At 65.6% G+C, this 16141-nt stretch carries 15 protein-coding genes and 1 tRNA gene; 3 read left to right on the top strand and 13 right to left on the bottom strand.

Features of this window, described 5'->3' with window-relative positions:
* The first annotated feature begins 7 nt into the window (after nt 1-7).
* A complete protein-coding gene (locus tag J7I92_RS10875; RefSeq protein ID WP_214840356.1) occupies nt 8-1162 on the top strand; it encodes a cysteine desulfurase family protein in 1155 nt (384 codons plus the stop codon).
* A gap of 35 nt (nt 1163-1197) precedes the next feature.
* Here J7I92_RS10875 and J7I92_RS10870 read toward each other — a convergent pair whose 3' ends face one another.
* The 5 genes from J7I92_RS10870 to J7I92_RS24375 all read right to left on the bottom strand — a co-directional run bounded on the left by J7I92_RS10870 (nt 1198) and on the right by J7I92_RS24375 (nt 4475).
* Nucleotides 1198-1716 (bottom strand): GtrA family protein, encoded by a 519-nt coding sequence (locus J7I92_RS10870; RefSeq protein WP_214840355.1) that lies wholly within the window; start codon nt 1714-1716, stop codon nt 1198-1200.
* A gap of 35 nt (nt 1717-1751) precedes the next feature.
* Nucleotides 1752-2582, bottom strand: a complete 831-nt coding sequence (locus J7I92_RS10865) for a fumarylacetoacetate hydrolase family protein (RefSeq protein ID WP_214840354.1) — start codon at nt 2580-2582, stop codon at nt 1752-1754.
* Nucleotides 2583-2654: 72 nt separating this feature from the next.
* Nucleotides 2655-3242 (bottom strand): DM13 domain-containing protein, encoded by a 588-nt coding sequence (locus tag J7I92_RS10860; RefSeq protein WP_214840353.1) that lies wholly within the window; start codon nt 3240-3242, stop codon nt 2655-2657.
* Nucleotides 3243-3370: 128 nt separating this feature from the next.
* Nucleotides 3371-4033, bottom strand: a complete 663-nt coding sequence (locus J7I92_RS10855; protein WP_214840352.1) for a DUF1684 domain-containing protein — start codon at nt 4031-4033, stop codon at nt 3371-3373.
* Nucleotides 4034-4133: 100 nt separating this feature from the next.
* Nucleotides 4134-4475: a hypothetical protein gene (locus tag J7I92_RS24375; RefSeq protein WP_311380263.1), complete on the bottom strand. Its 342-nt coding sequence runs from the start codon at nt 4473-4475 to the stop codon at nt 4134-4136.
* 139 nt (nt 4476-4614) lie between these two features.
* Here J7I92_RS24375 and J7I92_RS24370 point away from each other — a divergent pair, with 139 nt between their 5' ends.
* A complete protein-coding gene (locus J7I92_RS24370; RefSeq protein WP_311380262.1) occupies nt 4615-4971 on the top strand; it encodes a hypothetical protein in 357 nt (118 codons plus the stop codon).
* 74 nt (nt 4972-5045) lie between these two features.
* Nucleotides 5046-5852, top strand: a complete 807-nt coding sequence (locus J7I92_RS10845) for a transglutaminase family protein (protein WP_214840351.1) — start codon at nt 5046-5048, stop codon at nt 5850-5852.
* Between the two features lie 78 nt (nt 5853-5930).
* Here J7I92_RS10845 and J7I92_RS10840 read toward each other — a convergent pair whose 3' ends face one another.
* The 8 genes from J7I92_RS10840 to bcp all read right to left on the bottom strand — a co-directional run bounded on the left by J7I92_RS10840 (nt 5931) and on the right by bcp (nt 16135).
* Nucleotides 5931-6392, bottom strand: coding sequence for a MarR family winged helix-turn-helix transcriptional regulator (locus J7I92_RS10840; RefSeq protein WP_214840350.1), 462 nt, complete (start codon nt 6390-6392; stop codon nt 5931-5933).
* Nucleotides 6392-7516, bottom strand: a complete 1125-nt coding sequence (locus J7I92_RS10835; protein ID WP_214840349.1) for an LLM class flavin-dependent oxidoreductase — start codon at nt 7514-7516, stop codon at nt 6392-6394. Before J7I92_RS10835 ends, J7I92_RS10840 begins: the two co-directional genes overlap by 1 nt.
* A 205-nt stretch (nt 7517-7721) precedes the next feature.
* On the bottom strand, nt 7722-10955 hold the full coding sequence (locus J7I92_RS10830; protein ID WP_214840348.1) for an efflux RND transporter permease subunit: 3234 nt from the start codon (nt 10953-10955) through the stop codon (nt 7722-7724).
* 69 nt (nt 10956-11024) lie between these two features.
* Nucleotides 11025-12530, bottom strand: a complete 1506-nt coding sequence (locus J7I92_RS10825; RefSeq protein ID WP_214840347.1) for a malate:quinone oxidoreductase — start codon at nt 12528-12530, stop codon at nt 11025-11027.
* Nucleotides 12531-12609: 79 nt separating this feature from the next.
* Nucleotides 12610-14286: an ABC transporter substrate-binding protein gene (locus J7I92_RS10820; protein WP_214840346.1), complete on the bottom strand. Its 1677-nt coding sequence runs from the start codon at nt 14284-14286 to the stop codon at nt 12610-12612.
* Nucleotides 14287-14490: 204 nt separating this feature from the next.
* A complete protein-coding gene (locus tag J7I92_RS10815) occupies nt 14491-15165 on the bottom strand; it encodes a fasciclin domain-containing protein (protein WP_214840345.1) in 675 nt (224 codons plus the stop codon).
* Between the two features lie 244 nt (nt 15166-15409).
* Nucleotides 15410-15491 (bottom strand) — tRNA-Leu (locus J7I92_RS10810).
* A 173-nt stretch (nt 15492-15664) separates the two neighbouring features.
* Nucleotides 15665-16135 carry a thioredoxin-dependent thiol peroxidase gene (gene bcp, locus J7I92_RS10805; RefSeq protein ID WP_214840344.1) on the bottom strand — a complete coding sequence of 157 codons (471 nt, stop codon included), beginning with the start codon at nt 16133-16135 and terminating at the stop codon, nt 15665-15667.
* Between the last annotated feature and the right edge of the window lie 6 nt (nt 16136-16141).

The following is a 16141-nucleotide window of genomic DNA, read 5'->3' as shown; positions in this document are numbered from 1 at the left end:
GGCAGCCATGATTTTCCTGGACGCTGCAGCCACCACACCGGTCCGCCGGGAAGTGCTCGAGGCCATGTGGCCCTACCTCACCGGCGACTTCGGAAACCCCTCCAGCCACCACTCGCTGGGTGAGTCCGCGGCGACGGCGCTCGCGAATGCCCGCGCGGCCACCGCCGCGGCGCTCAACTGCCGGCCGGCAGAAATCACCTTCACCTCCGGCGGCACCGAGGCGGACAACCTCGCGGTCAAGGGCATGGCGCTGGCACGGCAGGCAGCGGATCCGGGCCTTAACCGCGTGGTGATCAGCGCCGTCGAACATCCCGCCGTGGAGGAATCGGCACGGTACCTCGAACGGTTCCACGGATTTGCCGTTGACATCGTGCCGGTGGACGGCTTCGGCCAGGTCACACCCGAGGCGTTGGCGGCCTTGCTCCGCCCGGAGACTGCCCTGGTCAGCATCATGTATGCGAACAATGAAGTGGGCACCGTCCAGCCGATCCGGCAACTTGCGGGCCTCTGCCGTGACCGCGGCATTCCGTTCCACACGGACGCTGTCCAGGCCGCAGGCTGGCTGCCGCTGGACACGAAGCTGCTGGGCGTGGACGCCATGAGCATCTCCGGCCATAAGCTGGGTGCGCCGAAAGGCAACGGGGCGCTGTATGTCCGGAGCCGCACCCGCGTTGAACCCCTGCTCCATGGCGGCGGGCAGGAACGAGGCCGCCGTTCGGGAACGGAAAATGTTGCCGGTGCCGTGGCATTGGCTACCGCGCTGGGGCTGGTCCGCCCTGAACAGGGCTTCTCCGTGCACGTTGCGGCGCTGCGGGACGGGTTCATCCGGGAGGTCCTGGCCGGAGTTCCCGGGGCACAACTGACAGGACATCCCACCGACCGCCTGCCCTCAGTGGCTTCGTTCTGCTTTCCCGGCACCAGCGGGGAGTCAGTGCTACTCGAGTTGGAGCGGCAGGGCGTGGTGTGCTCCAGCGGGTCGGCCTGCGCTGCCGGGTCCGATGCGGCCTCGCCGGTGCTGCTCGCGATGGGCATTCCGGCCGAGGTTGCCCAGACTGCTGTCCGCTTCAGCTTTGATGCCGCTGTGACGGCGGCCGAACTGCACGAAGCGGCCGCAGCCGTCCGGAACGCCGTGGGCAGTGTCCTGACCCTCGGCATCCGCTAGCGTCTTCTACTGCCGGCGCAGTCCGGTGCGAGCTGTCAGCGGTGCCGTGCGCGGCGGAAGATCCAGTGGCGAAGCAGGACAAAGCGCACCGCAGTGGCCAGGAAGCCGGACAGCGTGGTGGTCAGCAGCTCGTTCGACATGCCGGCGTCCGGGTTGAACCAGTGCAGCACGCCGAGGCTGCCGCCCGTGAGCACCAGCGCAATCACAATGACAACCAGGCCGCTGAAGTGGTCCTTGGCAATTTTCCCGCGCCCGGCGATCTTGAACGTCAGACGCCGGTTCAGGGCGGTGTTCATCAACGACGTAATGATCAGGGCGGCGGCATTGGCCGGCTGGGGCCCAAGCCAGGGGCGGAGCAGGGCGTACAGGGCCAGCGATGTCACCGTGCACACGATGCCCACCCCTGTGAACCGCAGGAGCTGCCGGACAGCGGGAAACCGAAGGATGCCGCGGTAATGCTTCGTGGCGGGCCGGCGCCGGGAGCCCTCTTTGGTAGGGACCGTCGTGGCGCCGGTAGGGACGGTCCTGGCGGCGGCCGCGGCAGGTGACTCCATCGCCCAAGCCTGCCACACCAGCCCGGCGGAACCCGTCAGGCGTGCTCCCTTACCGGGTTCGTTAATTCACCAATTCCTTCCACCCGGCAGGTGACGGTGTCCCCGGGGTGCAGCCGCGCGCTTTCGGCGGGGAATCCCGTGAGGACCAGGTCACCGGGATAAAGCGTCATGAAGGAGGTCAGATAGACCAGGATTTCGTCCACTCCCCAACCGAGGTCAGCCGAGCTGGCGGCCCGGAGTCCGGTGCCGTTGTGCACGATGCCGATGGAAAGCGCCGCACTGTCCAGACCCGTGACGATCCACGGTCCGGCCGGCGTGAACGTGTCCTGGCTCTTGGCGCTGATCCACAGCTCGTCCGACTTCTGCAGCTCCCGTGCCGTGACGTCGTTGCCGATGGTGAAGCCGAGGACCGCCTCGCGTGCGTTCTCCGGCGTTAACCCGCGCGCCTTGCGCCCGACGACGATGGCCAGTTCCGCTTCCGGGTCCACGTGCCCCACTCCCGGCGGGAGTTCAATGGCGTCGCCGGGTCCCACTACGCTGGTGGCCGCCTTGTGGAAGGCCTGGGGAGGAAGGTCCCGGCCCGCCTGGCCGTTGTTGTGCGCCATGCCCAGGACATTGGCAGGAACGCTGGGTGCGAGGAACGTGAAGGAGTCCTCGCCGACGGCGGAGCCTTGCTCCCAGCCGGCCCGCGGCGGGCTTGCGGCGTTCGCCCGGGATCCGGGAAAGGGGCTGTCGATGATGGTCCAGACTTTGCCCGCATGGCTGCCGAAGTCCGGCGCGTCATTGGCCACGAAGTACTGTTCCAGCTCAGAGACAGGGGAGTGCGGACGGACTCGGGCAATTCGGCGTGTCTCGGTGGCGGTCATCATGACATCCTATTTCCCTGCGGAGGGGCGGGCGTGGTTTTTCGTCGGCACTCGTCCTGCACGGCTGGCTCCTCAGCCGAGGGCTGCGGATCCGAACGCCACGCTGAACCTGTCGCACCACAGGACCACGGTTTTGAGGCCGGTGAGGTCCGTGCCTGGCGGGACGGCGTAGTTCTGGTTGCCGTGTGTTGCCTTCACGGGGCCAAGGTCAAGGTACTTTCCGGAACGGTACTTGTACCAGTCCCCGCCGGCTTCGCGGTCGCTGAGCCACACCTTGACGTCGGGACCGTCGCTGCTGGCAAGGTTCTCAAGCCGGATCACGTGCGCACCGTCGGGCAGTTGTATCAGGCTGGCGCTGCCGCTGGTTGAATGTTCCTGGGACTGGAACTGCCCCGCGGCCAGAACCGTGGGCCGGGTGTCTGCTGTGGAGGGGACGGGACCTGCCGACGGCGGAACAGGCTGTGCCGAAGCCGCACCTGCATAAGCTTCACCTGCAGAAGCAGCGGGCCCTGTGACGGCAGAGCCGTCCGCCAGCGGTTCATCGATCGAGCTGCTCGTGAACAGCCGCCATGGCTGGAACAGTCCCAGTGCCACGACAAGCGCCACGAGGAACGCGGCCGAGATCAGGACAAGCACCAAGCGTCGTCGGGGTTTCGTCATAGTCCAAGGCTAGGCGGGGTCGCGGGCAACGTCCCGGGAAATTCCTTACGGTTCCCTTTCAGGCGGGGAAGCGGCGGGGAAGCGGCGGGGAAGCGGCGGGGAATCGCCGGGCATCTGCGGAGCATGCGTCAGTAGAGTTCGCCGACGGGGATCTCCACAGCAAGCCTGTTGGAGGGACCCGCCAGCGGGCAGGCCCAGGCTTCGTTGTAGGCGCAGGACGGGTTGTAGGCGAAGTTGAAGTCCAGGACGAATTCGGCGTCCGGCCCTGATCCCAGGACGCCGTGGAAGGCTCCCTTGACAGTGTCCAGCAGGTAGCGTCCGGCGCCGTAGCTGCCGCCGGGCTGCCCCGCCGTCGCGTCCCGGAACGGCACGAAAATGCCGCCGCCGTAACCCTGAAGTTTCCAGACGGCCAGCTGGCCCATCTCGGGAAGGTCGAAGGTGCCGAGGCGCACAAACCTGACGACGCCGTCGGTCCCGGTCTCAACGTTCATTTCCCGCCCGGCGCCCTCCTTGGTCAGGGGCACGTGGAACCTGTAGATGGGATCATAGTCGGCGGTCCGCAGACCGCTGAACATGGCCTTGTCTTCCGCCGTGAGCGCGGAGGCGGGGTGGGTCCCGAACATCCGGTCCCGTTCCTGGCGCCAGTATGAGTGGGCCTCGGCAGGACTGTCCACGGCGATCCGCCGGACATGCTGGTACATGGCGAAGGTACGGATCCGCCAGTCGGCAATGTCCAGGGCCGAGATGTTCGCCACGCTGTCCTGGTCCGCGTCAAAGTCCTGTTCCGCCATGTCCCCAGCCTAGCCCTCTTTGCAGGCGGGACCGCCCGCCGGCAATGTGCGGCGCGGCAACACTCCGGGCAGCAACACAGTGGCTGCGGCGGACGCCCCGCTACGCTTGCCTCATGACAGGGAAGGCAGTAGCCCGCAGGACCCGGTTTGGCGCGGCGTTGATGGTGGCCGCCGCCGTCATGTCAGGCTGCAGCGGTGAGGGCAAGGGTGCTCCCGCCTGGACGGCGGGCTCCAGCCCATCGGAGAGTCCGACGGCGGAGGGCACCTCGTCGTCGGCGCCGGCGGCGACCCCCGGCGCAACGGCCACCGGCACGGCCCCTTCGGCAACCGCGACGGAATCCGCGTCCGCCGGAGCAACGGCGTCGGCGTGGAAGGTCTTTTCGGACTCCGCGAAGAACGTCAGCTTTGAACTGCCGCAGGACTGGATTGCCCAATAAATCACACCGGACCAGGGGACACTTCCGGGGGCCCTCAAGGTCGAGGTCAAGGATGCCAAGGGCAACTACCTGGCCACGCTGCAGACCGGCCTGCCGTCACCTTCTGCTGCCGCCTGTGCCGAAGCGGCCCGGAAGGCGTACACCGTGGTCAGTAGCGTCCCGCTGGACCTGCCACACCGTGAGGGCGAGGGGTTGATCGCCCCGCATGTCGTGTTCCGCGTGGTCCACGGATACCGGTTCTTTGGCTCCTACGGCATCACCAACGTGGTGGGAGGAGGCGACGGCAAGGCGTGCGCTCTGCAGAACGTTGTCCGCGGCCCCGCGGGCAAAGGTGACGTTTCATTCGGCGACCTGACCGCGCTCAAGGCCTTCGCCACGGATGAGAAAGTGGCCCCGGCCAAGGCCTTCGACACCTTGGACCAGGCTGCCAAATACGTCAACGAGGGTTCCGAATTCGCGAATGTCCAGCGGATGCTAATGTCTCTGAAGATCAAAAGTTAGTCCCGCCGCCCGCCTGTAAAACCGACCGGCCGGCACCGGGGCTGTTCTGCCGCTACCTCACACCCCGGAGATACATGGAACGCAGCGTGGCCGCCCGGCTCGTGTTCAAGACCGCAGCCGAAACCAAAGTGGCACTGGCCGTTGCCGTCGCGAGGAATGCGGGCTATTCGTCCTTCGATGAGACGCTGTCTGTGGCCGCGGGGCCGGACCAGGTTCCCGTGACGGAACTGTCCGACCACCACGGCGGACGCTTCCACTACATGGAGTTTGCGGAACCCACGGAAGTCACTGTGGACTACACGGCCACCGTTTCCGGAGTGGCAGTTCCGGAAGAGCCGAACCGCATGGAGCTCATCCGCTACGTCCGCCCCAGCCGTTATGTGGAGTCCGACCGGCTGCTCCCTACGGCGTATGCGGAATTCGGCGGCCTGCAGGGGGAAGAGCTCCTGCATGCTGTCCGCAACTGGGTGTTCAGCGAGCTCCGCTATGTCAGCGGATCCTCGCGCGGGACGGACGGGGCCGTGGAGACGCTCCTGCACCGCCGCGGCGTGTGCCGGGACTTCGCGCACCTCGCCATAGCGCTGCTGCGCTCCAAGGACATCCCGACCCGGCTCGTTGCGGTCTACGCCCCGGGGCTCAGCCCGATGGACTTCCACGCCGTGGCCGAGGCCTACGTCAACGGCGCCTGGCACGTCATTGATCCCACCGGGCTGGCGCCGCGGGAGAGCATGCTCAGGATCACCGCCGGCCGGGACTCCTCCGACACGGCGTTCCTGTCCACGGTGGGCGGGAGCCTGTCCCTGCGCGAGCTTCGCGTGACCGCCGTGGTGCACGGCGAACTTCCCGTGGAGGATCCTGCGAAGCTCGTCGCCATCGCCTGATCCTGCTGTTGAAGATCCTGCTGTCCAAAGCCCTGCTGTCCGGCGGCGTTGAACCGCCGGACAGCGGACCGTGCACTCTCAGCGCCCTGAGACGGAACCGCGCAGCTTCTCCGTGAGCCGCAGCAGTTCCCGCTGTTCGGCCGGGGTGAGCGCCGGCGTCAGGAGCTCGGAGATGTCGCGTACGTGCTCCCGGCCGATCTGCTTCTGGAGCTCCCGGCCGGCATCCGTCAGCTTCAGCAGGACGCCGCGGCCGTCCTGGGGCGCCGGCATCCGCTCCACAAGCCCGCGCTTCTCCAGCCGTTCCACAAGCCTGCTGAGGCTGGACTGACTGAGCAGCACATTGTCATTCAGCTCGTTCAGCCGCAGCCAACCGGTAGGGCAGCGCGAGAGGGTGAACAGGACGTCGTATTCGTTGACGGGCAGCGTCTTGAAAGCAGGCGCGGACTGGAGCCTGCGCATCACCGCCACCTGGGCGCGGAACAGCGACTCCCAGGTTTCGGCGGCGAGCCGGACCGGTGACTCGCCCTGCCGGCCGGCCATCAGGCGTCCTGCGCTTTCGGCGTGCTGAGCCCGTCCTCCTGCACCTGGGCGGCCAGCCGCGCTGCCACCCGGCCGGCGTGCGTGGGCGGTTCCGGCACGTCGGCCGGCGTGAGCGCGGCGTACTCCTTGCGCAGCACCGGCAGCACTTCCTCGCCGAACAGGTCCAGCTGTTCCAGCACGGTCTTCAGCGGCAGGCCGGCGTGGTCGATCAGGAACAGCTGGCGCTGGTAGTCGCCGAAGAACTCGCGGAACGTGAGCGTCTTCTCGATGACTTCCTGCGGGCTGCCCACGGTCAGGGGCGTCTGCGAGGTGAAGTCCTCCAAGGAGGGGCCGTGGCCGTAGACCGGCGCGTTGTCGAAGTAGGGCCGGAACTCCTTCACGGCGTCCTGGGAGTTCTTGCGCATGAAGAACTGTCCGCCGAGTCCCACGATGGCCTGGTCCGCTTTGCCGTGGCCGTAGTGCTCGTAGCGCTCGCGGTAGAGGCCGATCAGCTGCTGGTAGTGCTCCTTCGGCCAGAAGATGTTGTTGGCGAAGAAGCCGTCGCCGTAGTAGGCAGCCACTTCCGCAATCTGCGGTGTGCGGATGGAGCCGTGCCACACGAAGGGGGCAACGCCGTCGAGCGGCCGCGGAGTGGAAGTGAAATTCTGCAGCGGCGTGCGGTGCTTGCCGGACCAGTTCACCGTGTCCTCGTCCCAGAGCCGGCGCAGCAGGCTGTAGTTCTCGATGGCCAGTTCGATGCCGTCCTGGATGTTCTTGCCGAACCACGGGTACACCGGCGCAGTGTTGCCGCGGCCCATCACCAGGTCCACGCGGCCGTCGGCCAAGTGCTGCAGCATGGCAAAGTCCTCGGCGATTTTCACCGGATCGTTGGTGGTAATCAGCGTGGTGGCGGTGGACAGGATGATTCGCTCTGTCTGCGCCGCTATGTAGGCCAGAGTGGTGGTGGGGGAGGACGAGAAGAAGGGCCGGTTGTGGTGCTCGCCGATGGCGTACACATCCATGCCGATCTCTTCGACCTTCTTGGCGATGGCTACGGACGCCTTGATGCGCTCGTTCTCCGTGGGGGTGCGGCCTGTGGTGGGATCAGTGGTGATGTCACTGACGCTGAATACGCCGATCTGCATGGTGTGCCTTCCTTCGGTTCCGAACTGCTCCGGGTCTTTGTCCCAGTGTAGCCGATTTAGATGCATTTGCATCTATCACCCGGTGTAACGTCGGCCACCGCAGGATATTCCCGCATGCTGACACATGGTGAAACAGCAGCGCCTGCACCACGCAGTGGCACAGGCGCTGTCGTTCTTCAGTTGTGGTCGTTCAGTTGCACAGGTGCTATTCGGGCTCTCCGGCAGCGGCCCGGCGGCCGGAGACTTTGGGCACCATCCCTGTGGTCCAGTCCCGGAATTCCGCGTCGACGTCGTCTGCCGGACCGAAATCGGCACGTTCGTGCATCGCCCGGAGCAGCGCCTTCTTTTCACGGCGTCCTTCCACCAGCCGGTACAGCACGGGCACCAGCACCAGCGTCAGCGCCGTCGAGGAGACCAGCCCCCCGATCACCACGATGGCCAGGGGCTGCGAAATGAACCCGCCGCCGCCGGTCAGGCCAAGTGCCATGGGCGTCAGGGCGAACACTGTGGCCAGCGCGGTCATCAGGATGGGGCGCAGGCGCTGCCGCGCTCCGTGGGTGATGGCATCGGCCACGTTCATTCCGGGCGAAGTTATTCCGGAGGTGCCGGTCCGGGGCTGCCGGTACTGGTTGATCAGGTCGATCAGCACAATCGCGTTGGTCACCACAATGCCCACCAGCATGAGCATGCCGATCAGGGACGGCAGGCCCAGCGGCACGCCGGTGACCAGCAGCAGTGCCACGGCGCCTGTGGCCGCGAACGGGACGGACACGAGCAGGATCAGGGGCTGGAGGAGCGATTTGAAGGCTGCCACCATGATCACGTACACGATGGCGATGGCCGCCAGCAGGGCCAGCCCCAGCTGCTGGAAGGACTCCGTCTGCTGCGTGGTGGCACCGCCGATCTCGGCGGTGACGCCCGCCGGCAGGTCAACCCCCTTGAGCCGATTCTGCACCTCGGCGCTCACGGCACCCAGATTGGCGCCCGACGGCGTCACCGAGACCCGTGCGGTGCGCTGGCCGTTGCTGGCGGTGACGGAAACCGGCACCTCCACTTGCTCCACCGAGGCGATGCTTCCCAGCGGAACGGCACCGCCCGGTGCCGGCAGCGGAATGTTCCGTACGGCTGTGATGCTCGTGAAGCGCGTGCCTTCGCCGATCTGGACCGGGAAGTCATTGGTGTCGATCCGCACAGTCCCCGCGGGCAGCGGGCTGATGGTGGAGGCCAGGACGCCCGCCACCTGTTCTTCGTTCAGCCCGGCAGCGACAGCCCTTGCGCGGTGCACTCTCACCTGCACCACCGGTTGGCTGGCCGCGAGGTTGGTGGCCACTTCCGTGCTGCCCGGAACACCTTCCATGGCCGTGACCATGGCATCGCTCGCAGCCCTGAGGTCCGTGGAGTTGGCGGCCTTCAGCGTGATGTCCACCGTGGACGTGGTGCCGAAGCCGCCCTGCTGGGAGCCGACCGAGATTTTGCCGGCGTCGCTGAGCCCGGTCAGCTCGCTGCGGACGGTGTCCTGGAGCCGGGCCTGGTTGGCCTTCTCCTCGGTGACTACAGTGAACGTCGAGTTGGAGGCACCGCTGGAGGTCAGGGCAGCGAAGCCAGTCTGCGCGTTGCCCGACGTGACCTGGACATCCTTGATGCCGTCGATGTTCCGCAGTACTTCTTCGACCTTCACGGCGGCTGCGCTGGTCTCCGTCAGGCTGGTTCCCGCGGGCAGGACCTGGCGGACCGTCATGCTGTTCTCGCCGGAGCGGCCCAGCAGGTCGGTGGCGAGCAGCGGCGTCATGGCTGCCGTCCCGCCCAGAACCAGGACGGCCGCGATGAGGGTGACGACAGGGTGTTTCTGGGTTTTGTTGAGGATCGGCAGGTAACCGCGCTGGAGCGGACTGCGCTGCTCCGCCTCATGGGCCTTGGCGGCGGCCTCCCGGGCTGCTCCGTCGGACAGCGCGGCACCTGCGCCGGCGGCCGGGGCCTTCAGGAACCAGTAGGCCAGCACCGGGACGATGGTGAGCGAGACCAGCAGGGATGAGAGCAGCGCGATGGTCACCGTCAGGGCGAAGGGCCGGAACAGCTCGCCGGCCAGTTCCCCGACGAAGGCGATCGGCAGGAAGACGGCCACCGTGGTCAGGGTGGACGCGGTGATGGCGCCGGCCACCTCGCGGATTGACGTGAGGATGGCGGCCAGTTTGGTCTCGCCGTAGCTGAGGTGCCGCTTGATGTTCTCGATGACCACGATCGAGTCGTCCACCACGCGTCCGATCGCGATGGTGAGGGCCCCGAGGGTCAGGATGTTCAGGGAGTACCCGGTCGCCGAGAGCCCGATGAACGTGATGAGCAGGGACAGCGGAATCGACACTGCCGTGACCAGCGTGGACCGCACGGACATCAGGAAAGCCAGGATCACAGCCACTGCGAAGCCGAGGCCCAGCAGGCCCTCCGTGGTGAGGTCCTTGATGGATTTCTCGATGAACGGGGCCTGGTCGAACACCGGGGTGAACTTGGCATTGGATCCGAGTTCGGCTTCAAGCTGGCCGATGGAATCCTTCACGGCGTGCGAGATGGCCACCGTGTCGCCTTCAGGCTTCTTGGTCACGGAAAGGGCAAGCGTCTCCTTGCCGTTTGTCCGCGTGATGGAGGTGCGGACATCGTCTTGAATGCTGACGTCGGCCACGCTGCCGATGGTGGCTGCGTCCTTCGCTCCGCCGAGCGGCAGGGCCTTGATTGCGTCCAGCGAATCCACGGGGCTGCCGATCTGCAAGGAGAGCGTCTTCCCTTGTTCCTCGACGGTGCCCGCAGGAACCAGCGCACCGTTGTTCTTCAACGCATCGCTGATGGACGCCAGGGTGGCACCCCTGGCCGCCATGGCATCGGGACGGGGAAGAATCTGGATGTGCTGGGTGGCGCCGCCGGTGACGTCGGCGCCCCTGACGCCGTCGAGCTTCTGGAGCCGGGGGACGCTGAGCCGCTGCAGATCGGCGTTCAGCTCACTGAGCGGCTTGTCCGAAGAGACCGCCAGGAAAACGATGGGGAAGTCGCTGATGCTCCCCGCGATTGCCTGTGGCTGGACGTCATCCGGCAGCGACCGCTTGGCGTTGGAGATGGCGCGGTCGATCTGGTTCCGCGCACGGTCCAGGTTGGACCCGTACGTGAACACCATGGTGATCTGCGAGACGCCGGTGCGTGACGTGGACGAGGTGGACTCGAGCCCCTCGACGCCGTTCAGCGCGGTTTCGAGAGGCCCGCTCACCTGCTTGTCCACTACTTCCGGCGAAGCCCCGGGCATGGCGGAGATGACCGTGATCCGCGGGAACTCGACGGATGGGATGAGCTCCTGCTTCAGCGAGGACATGGTGATCACGCCGAACACCGAAGCAAAAACGGTGATCAGCGCGATCAGGGCCCTGTTTGCCAGCGAAAGTTTTGCCAGCCGGTACATCGCATCGTCTCCTGGTGGGTTAACGGTCTTCCCATCGGGGGTGAAACCTGCCGTTACCCGAACAGGGCGTCAGCTGGAAGGTGTGTTCACCGCATCCAGCTGGAGGGTCCTGGCAGTGTCTGCCTCCAGTTGTGCGGCCAGTTCCGGGTTGTCGTTGAGCTTGATGCCGTAGCCGGGCATCATTTCCTTGAGCTTGGCCTGCCAGCCCTTGAAGTTCTTCGGGAAGGACTTCTGCAGGAGCTCGATCATGATCGGCACCGCGGTGGACGCTCCCGGCGAAGCCCCCAGCAGTGCACCGATGGAACCGTCGCGGGCGGCGATCACTTCAGTGCCGAACTGCAGGACTCCGCCCTTCTTTGGATCCTTCTTGATGATCTGGACACGCTGGCCGGCCGTGATGAGTTCCCAATCGCCGTCTTTGGCTTCAGGGTAGTACTCGCGCAGCGCCTCCACCTTGTCGCCGTGGCGCTTGGCGACTTCCTTCACCAGGTAGGCGGTCAGGTCCATGTTGTCCTTGGCGACGGCCAGCATGGGGATGATGTTGCTGGGGCGGATGGACAGCGGCAGGTCCAGGTAGGAGCCGTTTTTCAGGAAGTTGGTGGAGAAGCCGGCGTACGGGCCGAACAGCAGGGAGCGCTTGCCGTTGACGTAACGGGTGTCCAGGTGGGGCACGGACATGGGCGGGGCTCCGACGGAGGCCTGGCCGTAGACCTTGGCGCTGTGCTGGGCGGCGAGTGTTTCATCCGTGCAGCGGAAGAACTGTCCGGATACGGGGAAACCGCCGTAGCCCTTGCTCTCCGGGATGCCCGAGGCCTGCAGGAGGTGCAGGGCACCGCCGCCGGCGCCCACGAACACAAACTTGGCGCGGATGTTTCCGTGCTCACCGGATCTCTTGTGCTTGAGGGTGAGGTCCCAACCGCCGCCCGGGACGCGCCGGATGCCGTTGACGTCGTGGCCGTAGTTGATCTCGACGCCGTTGTTGCCGAGGTAGGTGGTCAGCTCGCGGGTCAGCGCACCGAAGTCGACGTCGGTTCCCTCGGCTGCGCGGGTGGCAGCGATGCGCTGCTTGGGGTCGCGGCCCTTGACGATCAGCGGCGCCCACTTGGCGATCTGGGCGTGGTCCTCGGAGTACTCCATCGAGCGGAAGAGGGTGTTCGGCTTCAGTGCCTCATGCCGGGTCTTCAGGAAGTTTGCGTTGGCGTCCCCGATCACGAAGCTCATGTGCGGCACCGTGTTGATGAAGCCCTTGGGGGAGCCAATGAGCGAGTTGCTGACCAGGTGGGACCAGAACTGGCGGGACAGCTGGAACTGCTCGTTGATGTGCAGCGCCTTGGAGGGGTCCACCGAGCCGTCTTTGGCTGCGGGGGAGTAGTTGAGCTCACACAGTGCGGCGTGGCCGGTGCCTGCGTTGTTCCACGGGCCCGAGCTTTCGAGGCCGGCTTCGTCGAGCCGTTCAAACAGCGAGATGGTCCAGTTCGGCTCCAGCTGCTTGATGAACGCCCCCAGTGTGGCGCTCATGATGCCGCCGCCAATCAGGACGACGTCGGCATGTTGGGTCTTGGAAATGAAAGTCACAATGAGTCTCCGATAGCAGCGGCTCTGGCTGTCACAGAATATCCCCGAGCACCCTACTAACTGAAATTGGGTCCCGCCGTCAAGGTTTTAGTTCCACCTTTGTGAAAACCTCGTTTAAGACCGGCGACGCCGGGTACTTCAGGACCCGGTCGGACAGTGCCAGGGCGGAAATGGGGAAGGCGATCGGCACCGCCGGTACGGTCTCCGCGATCTGGGCGTTGATGGTCTGGTACTGCTGGGTCCGCTCCTCGCCCTCAGGCAGGCCGCGGGCGCGCGCGATCTTGGAAAAGACCTGTGGGTCCTGGTAGCCGAACTCGCCGTTCTTCTCGCCGAAGAGGGGGCCAACGAAGTTGTCCTGGTCGGAATATGAACCGTTCCAGCCCAGCACGTGCAGGGCGTGGTCACCCGGTGACTGGACCTTCTGCAGGTAGCCGTCGGACCAATCGACCGGAACCGGCTTGATGTTCAGGCCCACCGCGGTCAGCTGCCTGCTGAGCTCGGCGTAGATCTTTTCGGGGGTGGGGAGATAGGGCCTGGTCACGTTCAGGGGGTAGTAGAACTTGAGTTCCTCGCCCTTGTACCCGGCTTCCTGCAACAGGGCCTTGGCCTTGGCCGGATCATGGCCCAGGGACGGGGCGTTGTTGTTGAAGCCGCTGAGTTTGGGCGGCACGAACTGGGTGGCCTGGGCCGTGTTGTCGATGAAGAACCGGCGGATCAGGGTTTCCTTGTCCACCGCCATTTCAATCGCCTGCCGGACCTTCAGGTTCCGGAGGATGGGCACTTCCTGATTCATGCCGAGGTACATCACCGAGAACGGGTCGCGCTGGATGATCTGTTTCCCGCGCTTGACGAGCTGATCGAAGTTTCCCACGGTGACGGCATCGTAGCCGTCGATCTTTCCGTCGAGGAGGGCCTGGAGCCTGGACTCGGGGTGGTCGTAAGTGACGAAGTTGAGGGTGCCGATCTGTCCCTTGTCGCCCCAGTAGTCCTTGTTGCTGACCAGCGTGATGCTGGAGTCTTTCCACGCGGCCAAGCTGTAGGGGCCGGTGCCGACCGGGTGCAGGGCATAGGACGACACCGCCTGGCCCTCCCGGGTCTGGCTGAGGTTGTCAGCCTGCTGCTCGGCCATGGCCTTCGGGGAAGACATGGCGAAAGCCGGGAGCGTCAGCGCCTGGAGGAAACCGGTGAAAGGCTGCGTGAGGTCAATCCGGACATTCCCGGCAGAGAGCGCAGTGCAGCCCTTGTAAATGGACAGTGAAGCCTGGTCCACGTGGGCCTTGAAGACGTCCTTGAACGACATGCCGGGTGCTTGCTTACGCAGGCTCTCGGGGAAATTGAACCAGCGGTTGAAGTTGGTACAGACCGACGCTGCATCGAACGGCGACCCGTCCTGGAAGGTGACGCCTTCGCGAAGCTTGAACGAATAGGCGCGGCCCTCGTTGGATTCCGACCACTCGGTGGCGAGGAGCGGAGTGGGGAGTCCAGTGGTCTGGTCCACCCCCACAAGGCCTTCGAGCACCTGGCGGGTGACCCGGTAGGCCTCCACATCCGACGCCAGCGCGGGATCCAGTCCCAGCGGCTGGGCGGCGGTGCCGAACGTGAACGTAGCCGTCGGCGCGGATGCGGCCGTGCTGGTGGGAGAAGCAGTGGACGACGCCGGTGCGGGAGCAGGCACACCCGTGCACGAGGCGAGCAGCAGCGAAAAGACCCCTGCGCCGATGCTGACTGCTATGCGGCGCGATTTACTGCTGGGCACTCGATAATCACCTCTGGACGGCTGGTAGGTCCCCGGGCCGGGACCGCTCCCCAGTCTAATTGACCGATCCTGGGCGCCGGCCGGGAGCGGACCGTGGCGCTACAAGGCAAAACGAAGGCCTGCACCGGAGGTGCAGGCCTTCGTTTTCTCCTTCGTGGGTCCAGGGAGTCAGGCTGGAGCCGGAACAGGAGCGTTGCGGGATGCCTACTTCGGCATCAGGACGGAATCCACCAGGTAGACCGTCGCGTTGGCCGTCTGGACACCGCCGCAGATGACACTTGCGTCATCCACCTTGAGTGCGTCCTTGGTGCCGGTCACCGTAACCGAGCCGCCCTGGACGGTCTTGTGGGTGCCCACAATCTCGTCGGGGGTGATCTGGCCGGGAACTACGTGGTAGGTCAGGATTTTACTGAGGAGGGCGTCATCGGTCTTCAGGGTTTCGATAGTGGCCGGGTCGATCTTGGCGAACGCGTCATCCACCGGGGCGAAGACGGTGAATTCGCTGCCGTTGAGCGTGTCCACCAGGTCAACCTTCGGGTTGAGCTTGCCGGACACTGCAGCCGTGAGGGTGGTCAGCAAAGGGTTGTTGGAAGCGGCCACGGCCACCGGGTCGAGGGCCATGCCGGCCACCGAACCTGCGCCGCTGGGAACCTTCTCCGCGTAACCGGCGCAGCCGGGGCCCGCCAGGTTCGCGGCCGGATCCATGGCGGCCGCCGAGCTGGCGGACGGGGACGGGGCCATGCTCGAAGCGGACGGCGTGGATGCCGGAGCGGATGAGCTGGTGGCCGTCGTGGCGGAGCCGCCGCATGCGGTCAGGCTGAGCAGTGCTGCAGCTGCTACCCCTGCAACGGTGAAAGTTGTGCGCTTGATTGACTGCATTTCGATTCTCCTTGTTAGTGCCGATCATTGCCTGCGGCGAACGACTTTTTCGAACACTGCACTGGCTGGTTTCCGACTGTGGGCACCGACCCTTGGTTGGTGTCTCACTGGGTATTCGGGAGTTCCGAAGCAATGGATGGGTGAACCGGAGAATTTTTTTCGGCGGATGTTTCCGGCGACGGACGGCGGCGTTAAACGAAGGAATCCCGGACCATGAGGCCCGGGATTCCGGTGTTTTACTCTGTGCGCAAGGGGGGACTTGAACCCCCACGCCCGAAGGCACAGGAACCTAAATCCTGCGTGTCTGCCAATTTCACCACTCGCGCGGGGCGCCGTCGCCGTCTGTCTTTCCTGCTGTCTTTCCTGCAGCTCCTGCAGAGCCAAAGACGTTCGACGGCGGTTGCCAGGCTCCAGTGTACCTGCCGGGGGGTGCCTTCCGCTCGGGGGTTTCTGCCCGGCAGTTTCCGCTCGGCGGGTGTGCGGGGGCGGTGGCGGGCCTCTAGTCCAGCCCGAGGTCCCGGCGAAGTTTCGCTACGTGGCCGGTGGCGCGCACGTTGTACTGCGCAACGGCGACCTTGCCGTCCGGGTCCACCACGATCGTCGAGCGGATGAGCCCCTCGTAGGTCCGACCGTAGTTCTTTTTCTCCCCCCACGCGGCGTAGGCCTCGGCAACGAAGTGGTCCTCGTCGGACAGGAGGGGGAAGGTCAGCCCCTCCTTGTCGGCGAATTTTGCAAGCTTCGCGACCGGATCCGGAGAGACCCCCAGTACGTCATACCCTTCCCGCTGCAGGGATGCGAGGGTGTCGCGGAAGTCGCAGGCTTCCTTCGTGCAGCCCGGCGTCGAGGCTGCCGGGTAGAAGTACACAATCGTGTTGCGGCCGCGGTAGTTCTTCAGGCTGACATCGTTCCCTGCGGAATCCTTCAGCGTAAAGTCCGGTGCCGGAGTGCCGGGAATGAGTCGTTCAGCCAAGATTTT

Source organism: Arthrobacter sp. ISL-72 (genome assembly GCF_018613755.1).
Lineage (GTDB): Bacteria > Actinomycetota > Actinomycetes > Actinomycetales > Micrococcaceae > Arthrobacter.
This window is presented reverse-complemented; position numbering and strand designations above follow the sequence as displayed.

Coding starts and splice junctions, on each gene's coding strand:
- J7I92_RS10875 (WP_214840356.1), top strand. CDS start 8: ATGATTTTCCTGGACGCTGCAGCCACCACACCGGTCCGCCGGGAAGTG.
- J7I92_RS10815 (WP_214840345.1), bottom strand. CDS start 15,165: ATGCAGTCAATCAAGCGCACAACTTTCACCGTTGCAGGGGTAGCAGCT.
- J7I92_RS10865 (WP_214840354.1), bottom strand. CDS start 2,582: ATGACCGCCACCGAGACACGCCGAATTGCCCGAGTCCGTCCGCACTCC.
- J7I92_RS10845 (WP_214840351.1), top strand. CDS start 5,046: ATGGAACGCAGCGTGGCCGCCCGGCTCGTGTTCAAGACCGCAGCCGAA.
- J7I92_RS10840 (WP_214840350.1), bottom strand. CDS start 6,392: ATGGCCGGCCGGCAGGGCGAGTCACCGGTCCGGCTCGCCGCCGAAACC.
- J7I92_RS10835 (WP_214840349.1), bottom strand. CDS start 7,516: ATGCAGATCGGCGTATTCAGCGTCAGTGACATCACCACTGATCCCACC.
- J7I92_RS10830 (WP_214840348.1), bottom strand. CDS start 10,955: ATGTACCGGCTGGCAAAACTTTCGCTGGCAAACAGGGCCCTGATCGCG.
- J7I92_RS10870 (WP_214840355.1), bottom strand. CDS start 1,716: ATGGAGTCACCTGCCGCGGCCGCCGCCAGGACCGTCCCTACCGGCGCC.
- J7I92_RS10855 (WP_214840352.1), bottom strand. CDS start 4,033: ATGGCGGAACAGGACTTTGACGCGGACCAGGACAGCGTGGCGAACATC.
- J7I92_RS10860 (WP_214840353.1), bottom strand. CDS start 3,242: ATGACGAAACCCCGACGACGCTTGGTGCTTGTCCTGATCTCGGCCGCG.